General features: G+C 39.4%; 30 protein-coding genes. 8 read left to right on the top strand and 22 right to left on the bottom strand.

The window, feature by feature from the left end:
* Positions 1-258 precede the first annotated feature (258 nt).
* Both NSQ11_RS07130 and ahpA read right to left on the bottom strand, forming a co-directional pair.
* On the bottom strand, positions 259-717 hold the full coding sequence (locus NSQ11_RS07130; RefSeq protein ID WP_008345174.1) for a TlpA disulfide reductase family protein: 459 nt from the start codon (positions 715-717) through the stop codon (positions 259-261).
* Positions 718-992: 275 nt separating this feature from the next.
* A complete protein-coding gene (gene ahpA, locus NSQ11_RS07125; protein WP_007498654.1) occupies positions 993-1,535 on the bottom strand; it encodes a biofilm-specific peroxidase AhpA in 543 nt (180 codons plus the stop codon).
* A 271-nt stretch (positions 1,536-1,806) separates the two neighbouring features.
* Between ahpA and NSQ11_RS07120 the strand changes: the two genes are divergently transcribed.
* On the top strand, positions 1,807-2,616 hold the full coding sequence (locus NSQ11_RS07120) for a mechanosensitive ion channel family protein (protein ID WP_017359416.1): 810 nt from the start codon (positions 1,807-1,809) through the stop codon (positions 2,614-2,616).
* Positions 2,617-2,640: 24 nt separating this feature from the next.
* On the opposite strand, the gene NSQ11_RS07115 is transcribed toward NSQ11_RS07120, so the two are convergent.
* The 15 genes from NSQ11_RS07115 to fadH all read right to left on the bottom strand — a co-directional run bounded on the left by NSQ11_RS07115 (position 2,641) and on the right by fadH (position 13,703).
* On the bottom strand, positions 2,641-2,883 hold the full coding sequence (locus tag NSQ11_RS07115) for a YkuS family protein (protein WP_003211408.1): 243 nt from the start codon (positions 2,881-2,883) through the stop codon (positions 2,641-2,643).
* A gap of 50 nt (positions 2,884-2,933) precedes the next feature.
* Positions 2,934-4,112, bottom strand: a complete 1,179-nt coding sequence (locus NSQ11_RS07110) for an N-acetyldiaminopimelate deacetylase (RefSeq protein WP_046343430.1) — start codon at positions 4,110-4,112, stop codon at positions 2,934-2,936.
* A 28-nt stretch (positions 4,113-4,140) separates the two neighbouring features.
* Positions 4,141-4,851 (bottom strand): 2,3,4,5-tetrahydropyridine-2,6-dicarboxylate N-acetyltransferase, encoded by a 711-nt coding sequence (dapD, locus tag NSQ11_RS07105; RefSeq protein WP_008347987.1) that lies wholly within the window; start codon positions 4,849-4,851, stop codon positions 4,141-4,143.
* 109 nt (positions 4,852-4,960) lie between these two features.
* Positions 4,961-5,419 carry a flavodoxin gene (locus NSQ11_RS07100; RefSeq protein WP_039963334.1) on the bottom strand — a complete coding sequence of 153 codons (459 nt, stop codon included), beginning with the start codon at positions 5,417-5,419 and terminating at the stop codon, positions 4,961-4,963.
* 16 nt (positions 5,420-5,435) lie between these two features.
* A complete protein-coding gene (locus tag NSQ11_RS07095; protein WP_025207261.1) occupies positions 5,436-6,329 on the bottom strand; it encodes a hypothetical protein in 894 nt (297 codons plus the stop codon).
* Complete coding sequence (locus tag NSQ11_RS07090; protein ID WP_008347992.1) at positions 6,319-6,795, bottom strand: flavodoxin; 477 nt, start codon at positions 6,793-6,795, stop codon at positions 6,319-6,321. The genes NSQ11_RS07095 and NSQ11_RS07090 overlap by 11 nt, the downstream gene beginning before the upstream one ends.
* Before the next feature lie 199 nt (positions 6,796-6,994).
* Positions 6,995-7,402, bottom strand: coding sequence for a DUF4275 family protein (locus tag NSQ11_RS07085; RefSeq protein ID WP_052320948.1), 408 nt, complete (start codon positions 7,400-7,402; stop codon positions 6,995-6,997).
* A 102-nt stretch (positions 7,403-7,504) separates the two neighbouring features.
* Complete coding sequence (locus NSQ11_RS07080) at positions 7,505-8,386, bottom strand: LysR family transcriptional regulator (RefSeq protein ID WP_007498669.1); 882 nt, start codon at positions 8,384-8,386, stop codon at positions 7,505-7,507.
* 96 nt (positions 8,387-8,482) lie between these two features.
* The gene (gene cbpB / locus NSQ11_RS07075) at positions 8,483-8,926 is read right to left on the bottom strand and encodes a cyclic-di-AMP-binding protein CbpB (protein WP_007498671.1); all 444 of its coding nucleotides are present in this window, start codon (positions 8,924-8,926) and stop codon (positions 8,483-8,485) included.
* 146 nt (positions 8,927-9,072) lie between these two features.
* Entirely contained in the window at positions 9,073-9,264 is a 192-nt protein-coding gene (gene abbA / locus NSQ11_RS07070) for an antirepressor AbbA (RefSeq protein WP_008347999.1), read from the bottom strand.
* A gap of 149 nt (positions 9,265-9,413) precedes the next feature.
* Positions 9,414-9,929, bottom strand: coding sequence for a ribonuclease H-like YkuK family protein (locus NSQ11_RS07065; RefSeq protein WP_008348001.1), 516 nt, complete (start codon positions 9,927-9,929; stop codon positions 9,414-9,416).
* A gap of 139 nt (positions 9,930-10,068) precedes the next feature.
* Entirely contained in the window at positions 10,069-10,311 is a 243-nt protein-coding gene (locus tag NSQ11_RS07060; RefSeq protein WP_003212254.1) for a DUF1797 family protein, read from the bottom strand.
* 184 nt (positions 10,312-10,495) lie between these two features.
* Positions 10,496-11,392 (bottom strand): manganese catalase family protein, encoded by an 897-nt coding sequence (locus tag NSQ11_RS07055; protein ID WP_007498675.1) that lies wholly within the window; start codon positions 11,390-11,392, stop codon positions 10,496-10,498.
* A gap of 261 nt (positions 11,393-11,653) precedes the next feature.
* Positions 11,654-12,874 carry an EAL-associated domain-containing protein gene (locus NSQ11_RS07050; RefSeq protein WP_025207260.1) on the bottom strand — a complete coding sequence of 407 codons (1,221 nt, stop codon included), beginning with the start codon at positions 12,872-12,874 and terminating at the stop codon, positions 11,654-11,656.
* Positions 12,875-12,938: 64 nt separating this feature from the next.
* The gene (gene fadH / locus NSQ11_RS07045; protein WP_138825676.1) at positions 12,939-13,703 is read right to left on the bottom strand and encodes a 2,4-dienoyl-CoA reductase; all 765 of its coding nucleotides are present in this window, start codon (positions 13,701-13,703) and stop codon (positions 12,939-12,941) included.
* Positions 13,704-13,841: 138 nt separating this feature from the next.
* Between fadH and NSQ11_RS07040 the strand changes: the two genes are divergently transcribed.
* The 3 genes from NSQ11_RS07040 to NSQ11_RS07030 all read left to right on the top strand — a co-directional run bounded on the left by NSQ11_RS07040 (position 13,842) and on the right by NSQ11_RS07030 (position 16,704).
* Positions 13,842-14,699, top strand: a complete 858-nt coding sequence (locus NSQ11_RS07040) for a metallophosphoesterase (protein ID WP_052320945.1) — start codon at positions 13,842-13,844, stop codon at positions 14,697-14,699.
* A 156-nt stretch (positions 14,700-14,855) separates the two neighbouring features.
* The gene (locus NSQ11_RS07035; RefSeq protein ID WP_008348009.1) at positions 14,856-15,353 is read left to right on the top strand and encodes a L,D-transpeptidase family protein; all 498 of its coding nucleotides are present in this window, start codon (positions 14,856-14,858) and stop codon (positions 15,351-15,353) included.
* A 73-nt stretch (positions 15,354-15,426) separates the two neighbouring features.
* A complete protein-coding gene (locus tag NSQ11_RS07030; protein WP_008348012.1) occupies positions 15,427-16,704 on the top strand; it encodes an MFS transporter in 1,278 nt (425 codons plus the stop codon).
* A 227-nt stretch (positions 16,705-16,931) separates the two neighbouring features.
* Here the strand turns inward: NSQ11_RS07030 and NSQ11_RS07025 are convergent, their stop codons facing one another.
* On the bottom strand, positions 16,932-17,108 hold the full coding sequence (locus tag NSQ11_RS07025; protein WP_008348014.1) for a hypothetical protein: 177 nt from the start codon (positions 17,106-17,108) through the stop codon (positions 16,932-16,934).
* A gap of 167 nt (positions 17,109-17,275) precedes the next feature.
* Between NSQ11_RS07025 and NSQ11_RS07020 the strand changes: the two genes are divergently transcribed.
* The gene (locus NSQ11_RS07020) at positions 17,276-17,491 is read left to right on the top strand and encodes a hypothetical protein (RefSeq protein WP_017359423.1); all 216 of its coding nucleotides are present in this window, start codon (positions 17,276-17,278) and stop codon (positions 17,489-17,491) included.
* A 161-nt stretch (positions 17,492-17,652) separates the two neighbouring features.
* On the opposite strand, the gene NSQ11_RS07015 is transcribed toward NSQ11_RS07020, so the two are convergent.
* Positions 17,653-18,591 (bottom strand): EamA family transporter, encoded by a 939-nt coding sequence (locus NSQ11_RS07015; RefSeq protein ID WP_017359424.1) that lies wholly within the window; start codon positions 18,589-18,591, stop codon positions 17,653-17,655.
* Between the two features lie 113 nt (positions 18,592-18,704).
* Between NSQ11_RS07015 and NSQ11_RS07010 the strand changes: the two genes are divergently transcribed.
* Both NSQ11_RS07010 and NSQ11_RS07005 read left to right on the top strand, forming a co-directional pair.
* Positions 18,705-19,601 carry a helix-turn-helix domain-containing protein gene (locus NSQ11_RS07010; protein WP_081114960.1) on the top strand — a complete coding sequence of 299 codons (897 nt, stop codon included), beginning with the start codon at positions 18,705-18,707 and terminating at the stop codon, positions 19,599-19,601.
* Positions 19,602-19,820: 219 nt separating this feature from the next.
* Positions 19,821-20,282, top strand: coding sequence for a YkyB family protein (locus NSQ11_RS07005; protein WP_008356877.1), 462 nt, complete (start codon positions 19,821-19,823; stop codon positions 20,280-20,282).
* A gap of 237 nt (positions 20,283-20,519) precedes the next feature.
* Here the strand turns inward: NSQ11_RS07005 and NSQ11_RS07000 are convergent, their stop codons facing one another.
* The 3 genes from NSQ11_RS07000 to NSQ11_RS06990 all read right to left on the bottom strand — a co-directional run bounded on the left by NSQ11_RS07000 (position 20,520) and on the right by NSQ11_RS06990 (position 23,476).
* Entirely contained in the window at positions 20,520-21,428 is a 909-nt protein-coding gene (locus NSQ11_RS07000) for a chemotaxis protein (protein WP_008348035.1), read from the bottom strand.
* Positions 21,429-21,501: 73 nt separating this feature from the next.
* Positions 21,502-22,812: an MFS transporter gene (locus NSQ11_RS06995; RefSeq protein ID WP_017359426.1), complete on the bottom strand. Its 1,311-nt coding sequence runs from the start codon at positions 22,810-22,812 to the stop codon at positions 21,502-21,504.
* A gap of 124 nt (positions 22,813-22,936) precedes the next feature.
* A complete protein-coding gene (locus NSQ11_RS06990) occupies positions 22,937-23,476 on the bottom strand; it encodes an RDD family protein (protein WP_007498690.1) in 540 nt (179 codons plus the stop codon).
* A 300-nt stretch (positions 23,477-23,776) separates the two neighbouring features.
* Between NSQ11_RS06990 and NSQ11_RS06985 the strand changes: the two genes are divergently transcribed.
* Positions 23,777-23,929 (top strand): hypothetical protein, encoded by a 153-nt coding sequence (locus tag NSQ11_RS06985; RefSeq protein ID WP_008348040.1) that lies wholly within the window; start codon positions 23,777-23,779, stop codon positions 23,927-23,929.
* The last annotated feature ends 49 nt before the right edge of the window (positions 23,930-23,978 follow it).

The following is a 23,978-nucleotide window of genomic DNA, read 5'->3' as shown; positions in this document are numbered from 1 at the left end:
TGATTTATATAGTTATTTACCAAACTGAAATTTCTTTTGTGCAAAAACGTTCTGAATAGTAAAAAGTTAAAATCTTTACATTTTCATTTCAAAATAAAAATGTAAATAGGTCATAATACCTTTTTATTTTAGGAAATTTTTTTAATGAAATCCCTCATTTTCTCTTTTCTTAGGCATTCCACCTACAATCATATTCATCCAGTGCAATATGTCTCCTATTTTTCCCCATGAAAAAACCCCCATTCATGGGGGGAAAGCCTATTCTGCAGCCTTTTCAGACTCAGAAAGAACTCGATTGACACGTTTTTCAAGCATTTTCATACCGCTTCCGCCAGCTTGGAAGTGGCGTAAAGCACCTGTTTTATCGAATACATAGTAAGCTGGTACATATTCGTTCTCAAATGCTTCTGTTAATTTATGGTCGCTGTCTACAAAGATTGGCTGTGTGATTTCATGCTCATTTGCAACCTCTTTGATTTTTTCTAGATCAAGGTCATCCTCTGAACGTGGCATGTGAACTGCGATCACGTTTAGTTGATCTTTGTATTCATCACGGAATTGGTTCACTTGCGGCATCGCCTCTTTACAAAGGTGACAGCTAACTGACCAGAAGTGGATCAATGTTGGTTTATCACCAATTAATTCTTCTCTTGTTACTTCTCCATTTAACCATTCTTTTGCACCAGTTAGTTCCGGCATTGGTTGACGTAATTTCATTTTGAAGCGCCTCCATCCATTGTATGTCTCGAAACAAAAAAGTCTAACATCAGTTAGACCCCAGCATGTAGACAAACCCTCGCATTCTTTTTCGGTCCTGCGTGCTGGTACTCACGAATGTCACATTCGCTTCGCGCCAGTACTCGTTCTTCCTAGACTTCAAAGGTTTTCTATCACGCTGAAAAGAAGACAAAGGGCTAAAATCAAGTTCATTTTAGCCCTTTGTCAACAATCTGAAGGTCTAACACCCGTTAGACTGTTTCTTCAACTATCAATTAAAGTGTTTTTTGACCAGGTTTCCAGTTCGCTGGGCAAAGTCCACCAGTTTGTAATGCTTGAAGAACACGTAGTGTCTCATCTACATCACGACCGATATTGTTGTGGAATACTGTTTGATATTGAAGTTCGCCTTCTGGGTTAATGATGAATAGACCACGAAGTGCAATTCCTTCTTCTTCAATTAAAACACCGTATTCTCTAGATACTGTGTGGTTTGTGTCAGCAGCTAGTGGATATTTTAATTCACCAAGACCATTGTCTTTACGATCTGTGTTGATCCAAGCAAGATGCGTATGGATTGTATCAGTAGATACACCAATGATTTCTGCATCTAAATCTTCAAACTCATCATAACGATCGCTCATTGCTGTAATTTCAGTTGGACAAACAAAAGTGAAATCCATTGGATAGAAGAAAAGAACTGTCCATTTGTCATTCTTGATGTTTTCCTCTAAACTCACTTTACCAAATTCCTTATTAGCAAGTACTGCTTCCATTTCAAAACGTGGAGCTTGTTTTCCTACAAAACGCTCTGCCATATGTAAATCCCTCCAAAATTAATATCTTTATACAGACTTCTTAGCTGTATATAAAATGAGAATCAATAGGTTGAATTCTCATTTAGTTAATAACTTCACAAATATAATTATAATACTTAAGCGATTTTTAGTCAATATTAATTAATAATAAATTTAATTAACGATTTGTCACAATCTCTCGCTCCAACTATTAAAAGTTTAACATGACTTGCATAAGGGAACAAATGATTAGCTTCTCATTTCGCACATACATAGAAAGGTTTTGAAGATCATGAAAGCACTTGAACAAGTAGATTGGGTTTCCATCATCATGAATATCAGTATGATTTTTCTAAAACTCATTGCTATTTTTGTGATTTATTTTATCATCAGAGCGATTGGAAACAAGATGATTAAGCGTGCCTATTCAGCATTCTCTGAGAAGCACGATGTCTCTTTATCACGAGCTCAAACGCTGCAAAGTCTTACCTTAAATATTTTCGCCTACTTGCTGATTTTTATTCTAGTTGTGATGATCCTCGACTTATTTCATTATAACCCAACCGCCTTGCTGGCTGGCGCAGGTGTTGTAGGACTTGCCATTGGATTTGGCGCTCAGGGATTGGTGAGTGATATTGTGACAGGCTTCTTCATACTGCTGGAAAAACAATTTGATGTCGGCGAGTATATAACGGTTGCTGGTTTCGATGGGATCGTTGAACAAATTGGACTGAGAACAACACAGCTTAGAAGCTTTGATGGCACTCTTCATTTCATTCCGAACCGAAGTATACTGAATGTAAGCAATCATTCACGAGGGACGATGCAGGCACTCGTTGATATCGAATTATCCCCAGATGAAAATGTGGATCAGATGATCACCACTTTGCAAGCAGCCTGTGATGAAGTTCGTGAGAGCCTGCCGCAAATCATCGAAGGTCCTCAAGTCGTTGGAGTGGAATCATTTGGCTCTTCATCCCTCGTCCTTCGTATCATTGCAAAAACTGAAACGATGGAGCAGTGGCGTGTCGAACGAATTCTGCGCAAAAAAATGAAAGAAGCACTCGATCTAGCCAAAGAGCAAAAAGAACCCGGATCATAATATCCTGGTTCTTTTTTGTTAGTTTTATTGAACACGCTGTTCTACTTCTTGACAAATTTCATCAGCCGTCATACCTGACGCTGTAATAACAGATGCCTTTGTCGTTGTGTCTGAAATGCCAAGAACATTTGAATCTAACCCTGTGACCACATAACAGTCACACTGATCCATTTGCTGTTCATTTTGAATACGTACGACATCATACCCTTTTTGCTTCAAAAGTTCTTCTACATCGGATAAAGATGGTTCTACACCAATTCTTGTCATAATCAAGAACACCTCCTGTTCATAAGGTGTACAGGAGACCATTTGATTATTCATTCACCTGCTTGCTTTTTAAAATAAGCTGTCATGACGTTCACAGCTGTTTCAATCGCATTTTCGTCAGGCGTGAGTTTTGCATGGTGCAGACCATATTCTGAATCTACCCCTAGCCAAAACATGAACCCAGGGTATTTTTTCAGCATGTAGCCGAAATCTTCTCCTGTCATCGCTTCTCTGCATTCAATGACGTTCGCAAGACCTTCTTCGGCTACATATGACATAAATTCTTCTGTCAAATCCTTTGAATTGTCCACTTCGTAATAAGATGAAGGGTATCGAACTGTCACCTTGCATTCATAGCCAATTTCAATTCCCTTTGCAAGTGCTTCAATTCGTTTTCTCACCTTTTCCATAGACTCTGGCGAGAGCGTGCGAATGGTACCATCAAGCTTTGCATGCTGCGCAATGATATTTTGAGCAGTGCCACCTGTAATCGTGCCAACTGTAATGACGGCACTATCAAGAGGGTCCACATTTCGTGAAATCACCGATTGCAGCTGCCCTACTAGTGCACTTGCAGCCACCACCATATCATTTGCTAAATGAGGGTATGCGGCATGCCCGCCTTTTCCTTCAAGATCGATCACAAGCTCACTCGTATTAGCAAATAATAGGCCCGGCTTTGTTGCAATCGTGCCGACTGGATATTCAGGTGCAATATGCAGCGCTGTAATAAAGTCTGGCGTCCACTTTTTTAGAACATCACTTGTAAGCATTGGTTCAGCTCCGCCTGGCCCTTCTTCTGCCGGTTGGAAAATAAATAGCAGATCTTCTTTGATTGGCTGATACACGAAATGATCAATGATACCAAGCGCAATGGTCATATGAAGATCATGTCCACATGCATGCATGTGGCCTTCATGTACCGATTGAAATGGATAGCCCGTTTCTTCAGGGATAGATAATCCGTCCATATCTGCACGATACGCAAAGACGCGCGTAGGATTTGTCCCTTTTACTTTCACAAAAAGTCCAGTCCGCCATGTTTCCATCTCGATTCGATCTGTTGGGTACGATTCGAGATGCTTGATGAGGTAAGCTTGTGTTTTAAATTCCTTAAAACCAAGCTCAGGAATTTGGTGCAAATCTCTTCGAATGGATATTAATTGCTCACGATTTAACAAGTGAACTCGCTTCCTTTCCTCTATACGAATAAGACGTGGATATATCATCCACGTCTTCAGCTGCGAATTGTGTCAATTAAAGCTGACGCAGTTCTTGTTTGATTTCAGTTTTACCTTTTGTTTTTTCATCAATGTCTTTGATTTTCTTTGCAGGTGTACCTGCTACAACCGTGTAAGGCTCGACATCGTTCACAACGATCGCTCCAGCTGCTACAACTGCACCTTTCCCAATCGTCACACCTTCTAAAACAACAGCGTTTGCACCAATGACAACATCATCTTCTACTACAACTGGCTTAGCAGAAGGCGGCTCAATAACACCTGCAAGAACAGATCCCGCACCGATATGACAGTTCTTACCTACTGTCGCACGGCCGCCAAGAACAACGTTCATATCAATCATCGTACCTTCACCGATGACTGAACCGATATTAATAGATGCACCCATCATGATGACTGCATTATCGCCAATTTCCACTTGATCACGAATGATTGCACCTGGCTCAATACGTGCTTTGATGTTTTTCAAATCCAACATAGGAATCGCAGAGTTACGACGGTCATTTTCCACGACAACATCTTCAATTTTGTCTTTGTTTGATGCTAGAGCTTCTTGAATTTCGCTCCACTCACCGAAGACAACACCAGTGTTACCTGTGATAAATGTTTTTGCATGTTCACCAAATTCAATACCTTCTAAGTCCCCTTTAATATAGACTTTCACAGGTGTTGATTTTGTACTATTTTGAATAAATGAAATAATTTCATTAGCGTCCATTTGTTTCATGTATGTATGTCCTCCTCTTAATTTATACTTCATTACTGTACCAAAGGAGAGTTTTAATGACAAGTGAAAGAATCGTCTGCGCCTTGGCAAATAAAACAAGCGGGCCTCTTTATCCCGCTTCTTGCTGGTGAAGATGAACAAATTGTTTACCAAAAGAAATCAATTCCTCTTCCTCGTTTCCTTCTGGATTCAGCTCAATTTTGATGGATGGCAGGACGATATCACCGCCCAGCTCCTTCACTTTTTCTTCAATTAAATCCACAGCTCCGCAAAAATGTTCATAAGATGTATCTCCAGAACCGAATACAGCAAATGCTTTACCCGTCAAATCAAGCTCTTCCATTTCCTCATATAGATCAATAAAATCATCTGGAAGATCACCATCTCCCCAAGTATATGCACCTAACAGAATGTGCGAGTAATCATGAAGGAGTTCAGCATCAATATCCATCGCTTCATGCCGATCCACGCTAGCCCCAGCTTCCTTTAATCCTTTTTCGATTAAATCAGCCATTGCTTCTGTATTTCCTGACATTGTGGCATACACCAATAAAACTTTTTTCGTCACTTTTTCTTCCTCCTTATTAATGAATCAGTGCAGGTTCCTCATAAGGCCTGACAAACTTACTTTCATATAAACCCGCACAGAAAAAATTCTCCTTTTGATTGGCGACACGAAAACCGTGCCCTTTGATCGTATCAAACCATTTGAGCTCTTTTTGCTCTATATCAAGCTGATACACTTTAGAAAATCCATGCTCGTCCTGTGAGGTGGTCACATACACAATGCCGTTATCCTCTGACACATCCAAAAATGATTCCTCTCGCGCAAAAGCTTGTGATTGAATATCATGCAGCATATTTGTATGTAGGTCTAAAATTTGAACAGATCCTCTTTTCCCTTTTTTAGAGCCCAACGCGCAGACAAGGAGGTGTTCTCCGCAAAGCAACATAGAAGCAGTCATTCGGTGCTCTTCTCTGTTTAGGAGAAAAACCTGTTCACTTTGGAAGTCATACACCCATATTCCTCCATGCACCTCATGAATCTGTGTTCCAATATAAAGATAATCGCCGGCTACACATAATGAGCGAATCACAGGGGGATGATTTACATGAGCAAATGGCTTCATAATTTCCCAGGAAATTCCGAAATCGGTTGACACATAAATACTATGCTTTCCATGTGCGCATACAAACCCATCTTTGCGTCCTGTAATAGACCAAACAACTGCATTTGTCGGAAAAGATGATAGCGCCCATGTGTGGCCCTCATCTCCTGATCGTATGACAGTTCCATTTTCACCAACTCCGAACAAATACGGACCAATATAACTGATAGCGTGGATTTTATGCTTGAGCTTAAAAAGCTGCTGCCATCCACCCTCCACACTGTAATGGAAAATACCTTCTCGTTTGACAGCAACAAAGTAGCCGCCACTTTTAGACGCAGCAACAGCTGTCGCACCTTTATGAAACATGATTTTCAACTCTTTTCTCAGACAATGATGCCCACGTTAAAAAACTCGTTGCAAACTCCTCACAGCACGCCACATCTTCATCTGTATCTGGCGCAAGTTCCATTTTCAATGTTTCAGGAAATACCGATGCACCTGTCGATTTCAGCATGTCATGAAAGGTATGAACAGCCTCGCAAAACTTCGGATAACTGTAATCGCCTGATCCAAATACCGCCGCTTTGATGTGAGAAAGTTCAAGGGCTGAGACCTCTTCATAAAAATCTTCAGCTTCATAAGGTAAATCACCATCACCCCATGTGTAAGAGCCGATCATGACATAATCGTATGAAGAAAGATCTTCTGCGCTTGTGTCGTCAAATTCCATCATCTCTGTCTCTATCCCTTTTCCTTCAAGCGTTTGTTTTAAGATCGCTGCCATATCTTCCGTATTGCCAGACATACTCGCAAATGCAATTAGTGCTTTCATCTATTGGTCACCTCATCTAAATGATAATCATTTTCAATTATTATATGTACACTTTAAATGATAATGATTTTCATTGTCAAATGTTTTATGAAAAGGTGCTGTTCAAAATAAACATGGCGTACATCAAAAAACCGCTCATTCCAATTGGAAGGCGGCTTTAATTGATCATCACTCTATCTCTTTGTGATTTACTCTTTTTTTATTTCTGAATAAAATATGGACCGCAATCGGTTTCGTGCGTCATCACAAATGTCCAATTTTCTTCCCAATCCATGACATACAGATCGCTATAGTCCATGTGTCCGTCTGTATACGGCAATTCCTTCACTGACAGGTCAGCGGCGTTTTCAAACAGATACGCTTCTTGAGTAAATTGATAAAAAAGAGTACATGTATGCTTTGATTGCTGATGAAAGGCGTTGATCGCAGCCTCTTTTTCAAGGCATTCAACTTTTCCCCAGCTACATAAGTGCCATAGGAAGCCATCCATCCCAATCTCTTTTTGTTCTTCTAAAGAAAGATGACTTGCAAAACGTCCACACCATCTCTCGCGTAAATAAGTTCCCCATTTCGGTATATCCGTCTTCTTTTTTCGTTGATTTCTCATCATTTCTTCCAGCTTTCTGCTTTTTCAGTATGAAACAGGTAAATCTATTAGAAACCTAATCAAACCACGTATCCTAAAAAGCACCTCCTTTTCCAGAAGTACTTACACTGCCTCACTTTCAAGCATTTCTTTCACCACACCAACAAATGCTTGAACTTGTTTTAACTGAAAAGAGGCTTCATATCCTAACAGCCACGTGTCACGTCCGATTTGCTCTCCATTTGCGTCTACGAGCGGGGTTTTGTGTACGCTTTTCTCATGATCATATAAGGTGACCGAAGGCAAAATGGCGTAGCCGATACCATGATAAGCCATTTGTTTACATGTCTCAATCTGGTCCACAAGAATCGTCTGTTTTGGCGACACTTTAAACTTTTGATGCCACCAGTGCTGAATTTCTTGATAATAGGTGCTATCACTTTTAAATTGAATAAACGGGCGTTCTGTCTCAATTAACTCATCCACGTCCTTGATGACAGAATCGACTAAATATAAATGATCGGTCATTAAGTATTCCTTTGTGCCCTTCCAATCGGGATTCCCGCGAATGATGCCAATGTGGACATGGTCTTCATACAGACTTTTAAGCATCTCACTGCTCCAGCCTGTCACAAGAGATACTTTGGCATTTGGGTATTTCTCGACATACCGCTTCAGCACCTTTGGTAGCCAGTGCTGACCAATAATGGACGCAACTGCAAGCTTGAGTGTACCGTGAATGTCTCCTTCAAGCTCGTCAATTCTCTCTCGCACTCGATCCTGCTCAGTCGTGACCTCTTTGGCGAATTGAATAATCTGTTCGCCGGCTGAAGTGACTGTCAAGCCTTTTTGTGAACGAAAAAAGATTTTGGTTCCCCACTCTTTTTCAATCGTTTGCAGTCTTTGAGATAAGGCAGGCTGAGAGACAAAGAGCCGCTCTGAAGCCTTTCTCATATTCAATTCCTCACTAAGTACAACAAGCATATGTAACTCTTGAAGCTGCATGAACGCCCTCCTTCTCTTGATAAGTTTTTCTTATTTTATATAGTCATTATATAAATAATAGCTTATGAAGGCAAAAAAAATAAGCTGGGCTGCAGCTCATTTTTTTGCGGAATGAATGACCTCATTTAAGCGCTTTAATACAACACGCCGAGTGAAAATTCCTTCGAATACTTGCTCCTCATTTTCCACACAAACAAATCCATTATTCGTCACAGCGTGAACGCCTTTTAAAACAGGATCCGTCGTTTTTAGTCTTGGAATATCTGATAACATGACCTCTTCTACCTTCAATTGGTCGAGCTTTTCAAATTCAATTCGTTCTAAGCCAAAGATTTTATCCATAATCATATTTGTTCCAATTAACCCATGAAGGTGATAAGAAGCATCCAGAACAGGTATGGCTGTATATCCTGTTTTTGTCAGGACCAATAGGGCGTGCTCAAGATTATTTCCAATTTGAACGTGTGCCACTTTATCTGCATCAATCATATGCTCAGCTACTGTTGACTCAAGCAATTGAGCCGGTTCTATCTCTATCATGTTTCTTCGACCCCTTTTCTCTCAATCATCAATCATACATTCCCCTTTAACATTAAGCATAAACTAAAACGAATTTTGTCGAAAGATTTTTTTCTGCATAAAAAAGATACTCAGCGTAGAGTATCTAATAGAATGTTCAATCGATATTAATTCTCAAACCTTACTCTGTCATACAATGTGATCAATTTCTTATACGTATTGTCGTCGACATTTTTTGTTCCACATTCTATATCATTGATCTCACTGCTTAGTAATTCGACAGCATATTCCTGATTCAGTAATACGTTTAATAATAGCTTTTTCTCTTCTTCATTAAAACGATTTTCGATGACGCTCATTCAACATCAGGCCCCCTGTTTCATATATGCTTTTATATTGATTAGCAGGCGTTTGAATGTCTGCTTCCTCTCTATACAGCTAGAATAAGGAACTAGAATCGAATCGTCAACCGCACGTTTCGACAACGTTTGGAGAAAAATGACGGAATTTATTTTGTGTATCGATTGGCGTAGCAAAATGCTGCGTATGAGTCGGGTTTTATTTTTGCTTCAATTCCCATGGCTGTGATCATTCCGGTCATTTCCTGGATCAGCTCTTTTGTACTTCCTTTTTTGCCAATATCTAGATGGACTTCAAAACGAAGGTCTGCCCCTTCCTCAGCAAACGGAAGAAGCAAATCCATCAGTTCTGTTAAAGGTCCCTCAAGGATGTCTGCACATACCTTTTGGCTAAACGCTGTCTCTAATGAAATTTTTTCTCTAAGACTTTGTACAGGCCGATTCAACACTTGCTGCGTGAGACAGCCCCAAGCTCCTTTGCCGATCCGGTGAAGATGAATTGCAGTCATAAATGTTGTGACATTCTGATTGACCTGAGAGTCCGTACCAATTGATAGTACATAAACAGATCTCGGGTCTTTTTGAATAAAGTCTTTCATTCTCATGACAACATCAGAAAACGCTAAATGCTCTTCAGAAAGATTAAAGAAAAAAGAATCACTCACAGAAAGGAACTCCTTTTTAATGGTCTCTTATCCGAATATTGCACTGAATGATCATCTTCCATTTGTTCATCACTTATGAAGTGTATGCTTCCGCAATCAACGAAGGAATTCTCAGAAAAAACATTTCATACGATTCAGCTTAGGATTGTAGAAGCTCAAAAATCTCAATCGAAATCATATCAATGTTGTCAAATGGGAAAGTGTTTGGCTTATCCCCTTGTTGAAAAACAGTCAATTCAAACGTTTGATTCTTTTCGAAATACTTAACACTACAGATTTTCTCACCGTTCACTTCGAAATAACGCTGTGCCGGCTCGTTTGCAGCTTCTGCTGTCTCTTGAAGACTTTGCAGCCTTGTAATGATACCCATTAATTGTGACATTCTAAAAAAAGACTCCTTTCAAAAAAACAACTCAAGATGAACCCGTATTGATTATACACAAGTCCTACAAAGCATCATACCATAAAGTGTTCTCAGATGATATTTTTCCTCTTGAATTCAAAAAAAGAAAAAGAATCTGTTTTTTTATTTTGAGTCTTTTTTCTTATCTCATGCATCTTGTTTTTTATAAACCAGCCGATCTCATCAGGCGTTTCGCAATTTCGTCAAAATCTTCTTTTGAAATACCTGGAGCAAACTCTTCCGGCAAATCTCTATAATCTGGCACGGGTGCACCTTTTGGCGTGCCCTCAATAACTGTCAGCGGCTTTCCATCAATCGGATGGTTTCCTTTCCAAATTTGATTGATATCCTTATAATCCGTGTCACTAAATGTATACAGCTTTGTATGAACATTTTGATCTTCAAACTTTCTTGCAGAATCAAAGTATTTATTGTCGAGATTTGGAATCGGCAGCATCTTCCCAACATCTACTCCTGTCGCTACCTCAAGGGCTTTTGCATACGCCACAACATGTACGCCGCCTCTGACAAGTAAATAACCGATCATTTCTCTTGCCGTAGGGTGATCCGTCATTTCATATACGCGCATTTTATGCGTACGAGCTCCGCACTCTAGGAAGAAGTTATGAAGAAGATCCAGAATCAGATTACCACTTGAGAACACATTCTCACCTGTCCACGGCTTTGCCATGGAGTCAAACGGATAGCCTGTTTGTGCCGTTTGGATAAAATGCTGCGTATTTCGTTTATCAACAGCCGCTTTCATCGGGGTCGTATCTGGATCGCCCCCATGGGTGGTTCCCGTAATCATGAGATTGACTGCAGTTGTCACAAGCTCTACATGACCGAATTCTTCAGCTGTAATACTTGATACAAGATCATAAAATGGTTTGAGCTTTCGTTTCCCTCTAAAGTTAAACGATTGAAACATGTAGTTATTTAATGTGGACATTTCACCAAATTTTCCGCCGAGTAATTCTTGCACAGCCGCTGCACCATTTGCATCTGGGTGATCAGGCATTGGTAAATCAATCAGCAGCCGCTTGTCACGTTTGATCATGACTTTTCCCTCCTACTGTCTAACTATCATCATTTAAGGTGTATGGATGAATTGGGATGTCCTATGCATGAAGGGAATGATTGGCGCACAAAAAAAACTTGGCGGGGGTAGCGCCAAGTTTTTTGGATCTTGATCTGATAGAGGGGTTGGGGAACAGAGAGTAGCTTCTCTCTATAACTAAATGATAATGATTATCAGTTTCATTGTCAACCATTTTTTCTATCTTTTTTCTAATAAAAAAAACAGCCATGACGGCTGTTTTTAAATTAATCCTTCCTGCTCATATAGATAAGCATACGGAAGATCTACAAACAAATACACGTCTCCCTCTAACGGATAAGAAAACGTACGTATTCGTTCTCCAGTTTCTAAATCACTGTAGATATCGCTGAAGAATCCTTTTCCGCTAATTCTCATTTGAAGAATATTCGCTAGAAAATAAGGGCGCCAGCTCCAGTTTTTCTCTATATACTCTGGCTGAAACAGCCATTCTTTCTCTTTCTTAAACACATTCCCAGTGATTTGAAACCCTTCTTCATTACACATATAAATGCGAAAGCTGCAATCGGTTAGTTCATGTGCCAGTTTTTGTATAAGTTCATCATTTGTGCTGCATGATTTTTTTAACGTACTGACGGCTTGATGTATTCGTTTATAAAAGGTTTCAGAATGTTCATAGACAGCTTGGAGTTTCTTTTTCTCATGGGCAATGAATTGCTGAAATTCTTCTTTAAGCTTTTCTTTTCGTTTGTTCCGGTCAATTAATTGTGCCGCAGGCTCGTGAAGATAGAAGCCTTGAAAATATCTTCCGCCATTTCTCCATGCATATTGCAGCTGAAAATTCGCTTCAATGTCTTCATAGATTAAAGCCGCTCCTATTTTTCTTGCAAGAAGTGAAATGCTGTATAACACATATTCATAGGAAGGAGATGGAGACGAAGCTCTTAAAGCCTGTAGATCTATTTTTAATAGATCAGGTGAAAGCAGAGCAATCCGGTCAAGATTGCTGCTTTCTTTTCCTATATTAGATACGGCGATTTTGATCCCATATGTACGATAATACGTTAACGTATGGTAAAGCTGTTCAATGTCGCCGCTAAACGTATGTTCAGTAATTTCAATGACAAACCGGCTAAGCTGAATACCCTTTGCTTCATATTCTTTTAAAAGTTCTAAAAAACTTTCGCCATGATCAAGCATGAGGACGTTCGCATCATGATTAATAAAGATGAGCAAATCTTCATCTGCGGTTGTGAAGAGATCAAGCGCTTGACTTAATACTTTGTGATCTACTTCCAATTTATATTCGTCAGGAATAGATGAATCCGTAAAGAAGGAGCCTAGACTAACTGTTCCCGACTCAAGCTTCATTCTTCCAAGAATCTCATAGCCTATCACTTTTTGTTCCTCCGCACTGAAGATCGCTTGATAGTGCGGGAAAACATCTTCAATATTCGTTAAAATATCCAATGGATCGACCATTTTCATCACCTGCTTCTCTCTTTGTGTGATTATACCATATCAAAAGCAGGTCTTACACGGTCATTCAAAATGGTGATTGGTTGAGCCATTGCCCCCCATCCATCGTGATACAATCTCCATTCATATAAGATGCATGCTCAGATAATAAGAAACTCGCAAGTTCTGCAATTTCTTCTGGTGTGCCAAGTCTACCGAGCGGAACACTATCTAATGTTCTTTGGGCAGCCTCTTCTGATTCCCACAGTTTATCTGCACCACCTGTTCTTTCAATTGGCCCCGGCGCAATGGCATTTACGCGAATGCGATATTGCTTTCCCCATTCGACTGCAAGCGTTCGGGTAAGCGACAGTACGCCTGCTTTTGCGGCTGCTGAATGCGCTACACCAACACCAGCCCCCCATGCATATGTGGCGACCATGTTGATCATACTTCCGCTTTTCTTTTGACGAATCCAATAGTTGCCCACTGCATGGCTGCAAAAAAAGGTGCCATTTAGCACAATATCAATGACCGCTTTCCAGCCGTTAGGAGAAAGTTTTTCTGCTGGAACTAAAAAGTTGCCTGCTGCGTTATTAATAAGTGCATCCACATCACCAAATGTATCTACTGCAAACTTCACCATTTGATCAGCATCTTCTGGATCTCGCACGTCCATTTGAAAATAAGCGATCGAACCACCTTGCTGTTTGATTTCATTTGCCGTTGTTTCAAGGGTCTCTTCTGTTCTTCCAGTAATCACAACATTCCAGCCCCCGAGTGCCAAATGAGTCGCCATCGCCTTCCCCATTCCGCTTGATCCCCCTGTGACAATCACTGTTTGCTTCGTCATTTGTTCTCCCCCTTTGTGGTTTTGAATGACTATTCATTCATTATCCGTCTATCATATCATGATTTCCCCTCCATACACCATATGGGAGATTCATCAAAAATCATGCTATACTTAATTTTATTTTTAAAGGAGTCTTATATGAAGCAACTTTCCCGTAGGCAGTTTTTAAAAGGAGCAGCTGGTGCGAGTATTCTCGGACTTTTGGCGACCACATCCGGTTATAGCTATGCTCGGTACATTGAACCGCGCATGATCGACACCGTATCACTCACTATTCATGATGCTCAGCTACCGGCTTCTTTTGACCAATTTAAAATTGCGCAATTTAGTGACGTTCATTTAAGTGATACATTTTCGGCAAAAGATTTAGAGACTGTTGTCCAAAAAATCAACGCTGCATCTCCCGATCTCATTGTGTTTACAGGTGATCTTGTTGATTTTGAATCATCGATTGAAGAACATGAAAAAGCCAAAGCCTCTTTGTCTAAGCTTGATGCTCCGTTTGGAAAGTTTGCCATATGCGGAAATCATGACTACGGACCATTTGGCATCGATCTATATGAGGAAACGATGAAAGCCTGCGGTTTTACATTATGTAAAAATGAAGTGTTTCACTTAGAAAAAGAAGGCAGACGCATACAGATCGCTACACTGGATGACCTCATGATGAGTATGCCTGATTACCATTTCATCAAACGAGAAGTCTCTTCTGATCTCTTTACGTTATTGCTTGTGCATGAGCCTGATGCCGCACTAGAGCTTGAAACAACACCTATTAACTTGCAGCTTTCTGGGCATACGCATGGTGGTCAAATACAGCTTCCTTTCTATGGACCGATTCTCACAGCACCTTTTGGGCGTACATATGTCGAAGGCTTATACGGTAGCTATCAGCACCGTATCTATGTCAACCGCGGGCTTGGGACAACTAGACTGCCGCTTCGGTTTTTAGCCAAACCTGAAATCACTTTTTTCACCTTAACATCTCACGTGTAAAGAGAAGCCAAATCACCTTTTCCTGCATATGTATAAACAAAGATCATTCTCATGACAAATGTTAGGAGAAACCTTACTGGGCCTGATCCCGTCCATATAGTATATGTGAGGCGGGGATCATGGCTTCTTTTATTTGAGTAAAAGGAGTGTGCTTTCGTGCTGCGATACACGGTAAAAAGTGGAGAAACACTTGCTTCTATAGCACTTGATTTTCGAACAACAACAGATGCTTTAAAGGCTGCAAATCCGTCACTTCAAGCCCGCGAACCAGAACAAAATGAAGTCATCATCATCCCTGGGTTACCGGATCCTAACACGATCCCTTACCGCATATCTGTGTCAATTTCAGCGAAACGTCTCGTGCTGTTTTCTGGATCACAGCTCTTGCGCTCATACCCGATTGCAACCGGCAGAATATTAAACATGACACCGACAGGTTCTTATTATATTGTCAACAGACAGCCAAACCCAGGAGGTCCCTTTGGCGCCTATTGGCTGAGCCTTTCAAAAGTTCATTATGGCATCCATGGAACGAATAACCCGTCTTCAATTGGTAAAGCTGTGTCTAGAGGGTGCATTCGCATGTACAATCAGAATGTTATCGAACTTGCTTCAATTGTTCCAAATGGAACACCTGTGACCATTAGCCAGTAGGAGAAATCAATTGTACGAATGGTTAAAATTTTATATGATAGAAAGTGGGATCTTCAGGTTAAGGAGCGTATTTATGGATATTTTTAAAAACAGAAATTTTGTTCGTCTCTTTTTTGCAGCACTTGCCTCGCAAATGGGGACAACAGTAGGCAATATGGCGTTTGCCTTTTATTTGCTCGATCATTTTAGTCATCAGCCCGCTTACGCCACTTTAGCAGAGCTAATGTATTCACTGCCTACGATCTTTGTCTTTTTTATGGTCGGTGTGGTCGCAGACCGTTTTGATCGTAAAAAAGTCGCAGAGAATTGTGATTGGATACGAGCTGGGCTGACGATCGTTTTATTTATCGTCATTTATTTTAATTCACTGCCGCTTATTTTCTTGATCTTGTTTATACGAAGTGCCATTACGAAGTTCTTCTATCCAGCTGAAGCCTCTCTCGTTCAGGCCATATTAAATAAAGATCAATATGCAAAAGCTGCTGGTTTAAATCAGATGCTGTTTAGTTTGTTTATGGTATTTGGTGTTGGAATAGGTGCCATTATGTATAAAACGATTGGACTTCACGGTGCCATTACCATTGATTTGGTCAGTTTTATTATTTCCGGTATTCTCATTCGATCATGCAATATTCCAATTGAAGCACGACAGCCAAATGGACAAGCAGGCTGGAAAGGCATGACCGTTAAAACGTCTCTAAAAGATTTTAAAGAAGGCATTCTCTATATTTTAAAAAATAAATTATTGGCTTCTTTAATTTTCGGCTTTTTTGTTTTTGGTCTTGTAAATGGCGCATTTGCCGTTCTTCCGATGTTTACAATGAAATACGGTCTTTCACCGGACCATTTTGAACTGCATACATCCTTTTTTACGATCGCGATCGGTGCCGGACTTCTAGTTGGAAGCTTACTTGGCTCTATTCTTGCGAAAAAGGTAAAGATGCAATATCTCATGTCGATTCCAATTCTAGTTGCAGGTATTTTAATTTTTGTCCTTGGTTCTACCCATACATTATGGTTATTTTATGTCACATCATTTGTCATTGGTACATGTATTGGTCCAGTCAACATTGTCATTGGAGGCTGGCTCCCAAGAATTGTTCACCCTCGTCTGATGGGACGCGTATCAGGGTGGGTTGATCCGCTCACCATGTTTGCACAATCAATGACGCTAGGTTTAATTGCCGTGTTATTTCCAAAGCTCATCACCAATGTTTCTTACATTTATTACGGAATGGGTATTATTATTTTACTCGTTTTCCTTTTTTACTTCATTACACTGCCAAAGTTCAGCAGAGAAGCTGCCGATTTAGATGTGCAACGTGAATTAAAAGGACAGGGAGTACAATAGATGAAGCAAAAAGGGCTAAAATAATGTTTATTTTAGCCCTTTTTCTTCTTTTCAGCGTGATAGAAAACCTTTGCAGTCTAGGAAGGGCGAGTAATGGAGCGGAGCGAATTTCACATTCGTGAGCACCAGCACGCAGGACTGACAAAGATTGCGAGGGTTTGTCTACACGCTGAAAGGACTTTCTTCTATAGAAAGTCCTTTTTTCATGGGTGTAACATAAACGACGATTATTTTTTCTGCTCATGGAAATGATTCGAAGCAAAATGAACGATTCTATCGACTGTATAAATGCTAATAAATAAGATGAGAAAAAGAAGAAAAGGATGAATCGGCCGATCATCTATCACGTACACAATGCCTCCAACGACAAAAGCGACCAATAAAGGAGTTAAAATATCTTTCAATCTAAACCGTCCTTTCTGTCCTCATTGACTTTGATCTTCATATTTTATAATATATTTTCCTTTTTATAAAATAAAAGGAATGTGCATAAAATTGCAACAATTTTAATAAAAAACCTTTACATTATTGGAAGTTTTATAGTAGGATAGTCAGGTTGGAGGTGAGGGGTATGCTAAAAAGCTATTATTTTATTCATACAAAAAATGATCAAGGACAATATGTTGTACATACAGAAGACTGCGCATTTTTAGGTGATGCAGCAAGTCGTACGTTGATTGGTCTGCACATGAACAGTGAAAGCGCCATGGATGAAGCCAAAAAAATGACGTGTGAAACTGATTTTAACGGCTGTTTTTACTGTGCTTATTCTAGCCATACGAAATAGTCCATGTTTTTAAGCCATATGTTCGACTTTGATTGTCTTGCATATGGTAGATTTTATCCGGCAATCCCGTTCTCATATAAGTCATTAACTACCCATTTATTTTAAAATAGGTAGTTATCTATGTTTAATAGTTCACTTTATATACATTTCACATATTTAATTTACCTATCATCTATCAATGAACCCAATTTCTTCTTTTCCCCTCTTATTTTAGGCTGGTATAATGCCATGAATAATATCATGTATACAAAACACGCTGTCCCTATCCACTGGAAAAGACCAAATGGCTCTTTTAACCAGAAAACAGTGGTTATCACTGCTGCAAGGGGTTCGACACTTCCAATTAAGCTTGAGTCTTTCGGAGATAAATACTTCAAACTTTCGATGTAAAACCAAAAAGCGACCATCGTTCCAAATACAATGACAAATAATAAATAAATATACGCTTCAAAAGGTAATTGAGACAGATTCACCTTCCATGGAGGATGGACCAAGCTAAGGGCAGCTCCCCCTATAAGCATCGCCCAGCCAACAACAACAAGTGAATCGAATTGTTTTAACAGCTTGATTGGATATAACGTATAAAAGGACAATGCCACGGCTGATAGTATTCCCCAAAATACCGCGACAGCTGGAACAGTTAATGTGGAAACGGAACCATTCGTCAATAAGAGAAACATGCCAACCAAAGCCAATACGCCCGTCAACATATCTCTTTTTGTAAAAGTGGATTGCCGGCGAAATACTAGATACACGATAATCATGACAGGTGCTGTATACTGTAGCAATGTAGCCACCGCAGCATTCCCATGATGAATGGACACCATATAAGTATATTGAACAGCTAACATGCCCATTAGTCCAAATATCAGCACTTGAATGGCCGTACTCTTCATTTTCAACACGCCAATCAATTGCGTGCGTTCTTTCGTCATGTAATGAACAAATAAAAGCAACCCGCCTGAAATGAGCAGCCTGACAGTGACCAGCCAATTGACGTCAATTCCATATTGCTGAAACAATTTTTGTGAAACGGTTCCTCCTACTCCCCAACAGATAGCTCCTATCAGTACAAGAAAAATTCCCTTTCTCCTCTTCATTTTTATTCTCCTCAATTCTAAAAAAATCATGATAATATAGTTGATAGTAGTTCAATTTTTTACATATTGATATATCAATTGAACATAAAAATAAAAGAATATTGAGGAGAACCATGCACAATCATCATTTTCTTATTGACAACAATCTGAAAGAATTAACGGAGCATTCAACCACCACATGGCCTATTGCTCTATATCATTCAAAGATTCGTGATCATATGAGCGGATATATCCCTCTTCATTGGCACGACGAATTTCAATTCGTCTTTATTTTGGAGGGAGAGGCTGAGTTTCACATTAACGAGAAGATATTGAACATTCAGCAAGGAGATGGTGTATTCATCAACAGTGGCTGCTTACACATGGCAAAGGATGCAAATGGGACGACATGTACTTATATTTGTTTAAACGTTTCACCTCACTTCATCACAGCCAATGAGTTATTCACCACGTTCGTTCATCCATATATGCATGCGAGTCAAACACCTTTTATTTTATTCAACCGAAAAGACGGATGGCCAAACCGAATCTATCAATGTATACAAATCATTCAACGATTAATCGAACAAACTCCGGCATATTATGAACTCGAACTTAATATACAGCTCATCACGATTTGGAAATGCCTTTTACAAAATCGTTTTCAACTGACATATGATGCTCGTAAGCACGATAGAAATGAACGTATGAAACATATGCTGAATTGGATTCATGAACATTATCATGAAAAGGTTCTTCTTCAAGATATCGCTCGTGAAGGACAATTAAGCCGCTCTGAATGCTGTAGATATTTCAATGATATTTTAAAGAAATCTCCTATACATTATGTGAATGAATATCGAATTCAACAAAGCCTCATTTTGCTTCAAAAGACGGACTTAAACATAACAGAAATCGCCTACCAAGTTGGATTCAGCAGCACTAGCTATTTTATTAATATTTTTAAAAGAATAAAAAATACAACACCTTTATCATATAGAAAATCAAAGGCGTCGTTTACATCCAACTGAAACGCCTAGTTGGAAAGGATACCGGATAAATGATGGTGCTCTTGCTAAGAAGGATTCATTCATTGTTCTTCTTCACGTTTCAGAATCATCATGAATGGCTATTGTAAATAAGAGTGATGAAAATCTAATGGTTTTTACAATAAGTCTATTTGCAATTTACTAATAAAAACGTATAATTTATACTAAGCACAGGAAGACGAAAGACAAAGGAGAGAAAAAATGGACGATTATGCTCATACTAAAGACATAGAACCTACAGCAGAAAACATCGCAAAAGCCATTTATACTGTTAACCGCCATGCTAAAACCGCACCAAATCCCAAGTTTCTTTATCTTTTGAAAAAACGTGCGCTGCAAAAACTATTGCAAGAAGGTAAAGGAAGAAAAGTGGGCCTACATTTCTCTAACAATCCCAAATATAGTCAACAACAGTCCGACGTGCTGATTGAAATTGGAGATTATTATTTTCATCTGCCACCAACTAAAGAAGACTTCGAATTTTTGCCACACTTAGGAAATTTAAATCAATCATATCGCAATCCAAAAGCGAATATGTCATTAAATCGAGCGAAACAAATACTTCAAACGTATGTCGGTTTAAAAGAAAAACCTGCCGCCACAAAACAAAAATCACATTATACAAAACCCGTCTTCAAACGGCTCGGGGAAAGTTATTTTTAAACAGAAAAACCACTCAAAGCGAGTGGTTTTTCAGATTATGGACAAAGGGCTAAAATGTTGTTTATTTTAGCTCTTTGTCTTCTTTTCAGCGTGATAGAAAACCTTTGCAGCTCTAGGAAGGACGAGTACTGGCGCGGAGCGAATTTGACATTCGTGAGCACCAGCACGCAGGACTGACAAAGAATGCGAGGGTTTGTCTACACGCTGAAAAACCACTCAAAGCGAGTGGTTTTTTCTTTAGATAATAAAATGATCTACTTTTTCAATCAACTGATGAATTTCTGGTTTACTAATTTGATCATCTGCACCGATGGTTTCCCCTTTATGACGCAGATCGTCCGTAATTAATGAAGAGAAAATGAGAATTGGAATGGACTGTGTTAAAGGATTGTCCTTCAGCAGCTTTGTTAATCGATGTCCATCCATTTTTGGCATTTCTATATCCGTAATAATCATATCAATTTCTTCTGTCACACTAATGCCTTTACTGACAAGATCCATGACATGGTCATATGCTTGTTTCCCATCTTCAAAGGTCACAATGTTTTTATAGCCTGCCTCGGTTAATTCATTTGTTAATAAGCGCATAAGAAGCGGAGAATCTTCAACAACATACAGCTTCTTCCCTGTTCTTCTCTCGTCTTTCTCACCGTCAAACATATGATATGTGTCTACACCAGATGCGGATTCAATATCATAGATGATTTTTTCGTAATCTGGAAGGAAAATCATTTTCTCGTCAAGCTTGATGATCCCTGTTAAATGACGATCCATTCCTTGATTGAGTGCAGTTGGTTTTTCAATCTCTTCCCAGCTGACGCGGTGAATTTGTGATACCGTTCCTGTATGGAACACAAATTTCCGTTGGTTGAATTCAGTCACAATGTATTTCTCTTGTTCTGACTGATCTGACTCGACATTAAAAAAGGAAAATAGATTGATGACTGGTAAAATCTCGCCTCGTAAACTAATCATTCCTTCTACATCTTGGTGAGAGTGCGGTACAACTGTCACCTCAACTGGCTGAATAATTTCTCTTACTTTCATGACGTTAATGCCGAATTGATTTGAACCAATTTCAAACTTCACAATTTCCAATTCATTAGTACCAGAGTCAAGTAAAATTTCTTGTTTGTTTAAAGCCACGGAAATCCCTCTATTCTTCAATATAAGATTGTACTTTTTATATCGGCAGCATGGGTAAAAAGTTGACGTTTCTTTACGCTTTCTCTCGCACGAATTGATGAATCACAAGTCCTATGGCTGCAAGGATGAGCAAAGACCCTAATGCAAGACGGCTTGCGAGATTCCCATGTGCTGCAAATAGCAGTGTGACGGAGCCATAAATGATGGGACCGACGATTGAAGACACCTTTCCCGAAAACGCAAAGAGCCCAAAAAATTGTCCTCGTTTTTCTTTAGGCGTCAGCTCAATAATGAGGATTCGTGATGATCCCCAGCTCGCGCCAAGTGAAATTCCAAATAAACTGCCTGCTACCCAGAAGACCCATTCAGTTGTCGCTGTCACAGCTAGAATGAGCGCCACAATTAAAATGACATACACGACTGTAATCGAGCGCTTTGCCCCGATGGCCTTTGTGACATATCCGAATAGAAACGAGCCAATGATACTTGAAATCGTGGACACAAGATAAAGCAAAATAAATTGACCTGCCGTAAAACCAATGATAATTTTTGCATAAACAGCCATCATCGCAATCGCTGTCTGCAACGCATCATTCATAAAAAAGAAAGCGATCATAAAAATAAAGGCCGGTTTGTACTGCTTCATCTCTTTAAACGTACGAATAATCTCTTTATACCCGCTGAAAAAAGACGACTTTTTCTCTTGCTGCGGGAGAGGTTGAGGATCTTTTATAATAAAGAGAAAGGGCAGAAAAAAGAGAAAGAATAAAAGGGCTGTCGGAATAAATGCTTCATGAAACTGGTCATTTCCTACAAGTAAATAAACAGAAAGGCCGACAAGTGTACCTAAATAGCCGACAGCAATACCGAATCCAGAAATGAGGGGGATTTCATCCTTTGTCCCAAGATCGGGCAAAATGGTGTCATAAAAAACAAGACTAGAGTGATAGAAAAATTTGGCGATGACGAACAAGGTAACCACCACCAATAAGGAGACAGGAAGACCAAACCATTCGCTTGAGAAATCAATCCCAGCAAAGATCCCCATCATAAAGGTACAGGCAATACAAATCAGGGTAAACACCGTGATATACCGCTTCTTTTTCCCTGTACGATCAATCAGCACACCATATAAAGGCGTAAAAATGACGAGGAAAAAGCTTGCAAGTGCGTTCGCATAAGAAATAAATGTACTGGCGATTTGATCCATCCTCGCACTGTCGCCTATCGTCTCCTGCAAGTAAAATGGGAAGAAAATGGTGATCATATTCGATGAAAATATCGTATTTGCAAAATCATACAATGCCCAGGCCAAAACAGGTGCTGTGAAAAAGAGCCCGAAGCTTGCCCCTTTTTTCTGAACGGTCATTTTCCCTCTTTTCAATAGATTGACTCCCTTCTCTGCTTTATTTTCACTATCATTCTACTTTATGTGACGTTTCCCTCTTCCATACAAGCAATCTATACAAAAAGCACCCCGTACTATTTAGCAGAGGTGCTTCTTTTCATTATTTCTTTACGACAATGGTACTTGCAATCAAGTCGTGAAGTGCTTGTTTTTTTTCTGTGAAAAACGCAATGATGTAGCCAATGAATAAGATTGGAGACAAAAAGCCTTTTGCAAAAAAGCGGCCTGTCGCGCGCCCGAATGTTATTTTTCCACCCGTTACTTTTGTCACTTTGATGCCAAGAGCCATCTTGCCAAGAGTTCCTTGCAACTTTGATGATTCCATGATCGCATAATAAAGCCAAGTCACCGCGATACCGATTAAGGTCGTTACGCCATAGAAAAAGAGAAGGCCCACAATGACTGCCCATTCTTCATCCGTGATCACCGTTGAAGAATAGTAATAGCTATCATCATACATTAAAAATGCCGCCTCAGGGCTTGAGACAAAAAAGAGTGTTGCGAGAATAAATACAATGATTGAAAATGGTACACTAATAATGACACCGTCTAAAAGATGAGCAAGAAAACGATAACCTACTCCAGCTAGTTCAGGATGTTTTTCTTCTTGAATAGGTGCTTCTGACATGTTTGTTTCCATCCTATTTCTCCTTTATTATGTATGTTTTCTATAAATTTCTTATAATCATTCGTTATTATATCTTATGAATATCGCAAGATCAATGGAGCTTTACATTTTTACATGAATTTTAGATCATTTTTCAATGATGATTTATGTGAATAAATACTGAAAATTCACGAAAATTATGGCACATCTAGTTCTTTCAACGCCTGATTTTTTAACATTTTGTGATATTTTCCTCTCATTTCGATTCTTCTGTTGACAATCACGTTTCACATGGTACAATAGTCAAGGATTTTTTAAAGAAAGGTGTTCATTATGGGAACTGTCGTACTATTAAAGAACAACGAAATGACTGTGATTGAAGATATTTGCGAAGCTGATTTTTTAGATATGAAACATGGTTTATCTAATGAAGATACTGCTTATATCTCTTGGTATGAAGATTACGATACTGCTTATGGATATTAATTTCATTTCATAGATGAAGCGTAAAAAAAGGCGATACAACCTTCAAAGA

Source organism: Bacillus sp. FSL W7-1582 (assembly GCF_038593325.1).
Taxonomy (GTDB): domain Bacteria; phylum Bacillota; class Bacilli; order Bacillales; family Bacillaceae; genus Bacillus; species Bacillus altitudinis.
The sequence above is the reverse complement of the archived record's forward strand: the minus strand, read 5'-3'. Positions and strand labels throughout refer to the sequence as shown.

Bases quoted from the DNA above. Each gene is read 5' to 3' on its own strand.
- NSQ11_RS07130 (WP_008345174.1), bottom strand. From the start codon at position 717: ATGAAATTACGTCAACCAATGCCGGAACTAACTGGTGCAAAAGAATGG.
- ahpA (WP_007498654.1), bottom strand. From the start codon at position 1,535: ATGGCAGAGCGTTTTGTAGGAAAACAAGCTCCACGTTTTGAAATGGAA.
- NSQ11_RS07120 (WP_017359416.1), top strand. From the start codon at position 1,807: ATGAAAGCACTTGAACAAGTAGATTGGGTTTCCATCATCATGAATATC.
- NSQ11_RS07115 (WP_003211408.1), bottom strand. From the start codon at position 2,883: ATGACAAGAATTGGTGTAGAACCATCTTTATCCGATGTAGAAGAACTT.
- NSQ11_RS07110 (WP_046343430.1), bottom strand. From the start codon at position 4,112: ATGATATATCCACGTCTTATTCGTATAGAGGAAAGGAAGCGAGTTCAC.
- dapD (WP_008347987.1), bottom strand. From the start codon at position 4,851: ATGAAACAAATGGACGCTAATGAAATTATTTCATTTATTCAAAATAGT.
- NSQ11_RS07095 (WP_025207261.1), bottom strand. From the start codon at position 6,329: ATGTTTCATAAAGGTGCGACAGCTGTTGCTGCGTCTAAAAGTGGCGGC.
- NSQ11_RS07090 (WP_008347992.1), bottom strand. From the start codon at position 6,795: ATGAAAGCACTAATTGCATTTGCGAGTATGTCTGGCAATACGGAAGAT.
- NSQ11_RS07085 (WP_052320948.1), bottom strand. From the start codon at position 7,402: ATGAGAAATCAACGAAAAAAGAAGACGGATATACCGAAATGGGGAACT.
- NSQ11_RS07080 (WP_007498669.1), bottom strand. From the start codon at position 8,386: ATGCAGCTTCAAGAGTTACATATGCTTGTTGTACTTAGTGAGGAATTG.
- cbpB (WP_007498671.1), bottom strand. From the start codon at position 8,926: ATGATAGAGATAGAACCGGCTCAATTGCTTGAGTCAACAGTAGCTGAG.
- abbA (WP_008347999.1), bottom strand. From the start codon at position 9,264: ATGAGCGTCATCGAAAATCGTTTTAATGAAGAAGAGAAAAAGCTATTA.
- NSQ11_RS07060 (WP_003212254.1), bottom strand. From the start codon at position 10,311: ATGTCACAATTAATGGGTATCATTACAAGGCTGCAAAGTCTTCAAGAG.
- NSQ11_RS07055 (WP_007498675.1), bottom strand. From the start codon at position 11,392: ATGATCAAACGTGACAAGCGGCTGCTGATTGATTTACCAATGCCTGAT.
- NSQ11_RS07050 (WP_025207260.1), bottom strand. From the start codon at position 12,874: ATGGTCGATCCATTGGATATTTTAACGAATATTGAAGATGTTTTCCCG.
- fadH (WP_138825676.1), bottom strand. From the start codon at position 13,703: ATGACGAAGCAAACAGTGATTGTCACAGGGGGATCAAGCGGAATGGGG.
- NSQ11_RS07040 (WP_052320945.1), top strand. From the start codon at position 13,842: ATGAAGCAACTTTCCCGTAGGCAGTTTTTAAAAGGAGCAGCTGGTGCG.
- NSQ11_RS07030 (WP_008348012.1), top strand. From the start codon at position 15,427: ATGGATATTTTTAAAAACAGAAATTTTGTTCGTCTCTTTTTTGCAGCA.
- NSQ11_RS07020 (WP_017359423.1), top strand. From the start codon at position 17,276: ATGCTAAAAAGCTATTATTTTATTCATACAAAAAATGATCAAGGACAA.
- NSQ11_RS07015 (WP_017359424.1), bottom strand. From the start codon at position 18,591: ATGAAGAGGAGAAAGGGAATTTTTCTTGTACTGATAGGAGCTATCTGT.
- NSQ11_RS07010 (WP_081114960.1), top strand. From the start codon at position 18,705: ATGCACAATCATCATTTTCTTATTGACAACAATCTGAAAGAATTAACG.
- NSQ11_RS07005 (WP_008356877.1), top strand. From the start codon at position 19,821: ATGGACGATTATGCTCATACTAAAGACATAGAACCTACAGCAGAAAAC.
- NSQ11_RS06990 (WP_007498690.1), bottom strand. From the start codon at position 23,476: ATGGAAACAAACATGTCAGAAGCACCTATTCAAGAAGAAAAACATCCT.
- NSQ11_RS06985 (WP_008348040.1), top strand. From the start codon at position 23,777: ATGGGAACTGTCGTACTATTAAAGAACAACGAAATGACTGTGATTGAA.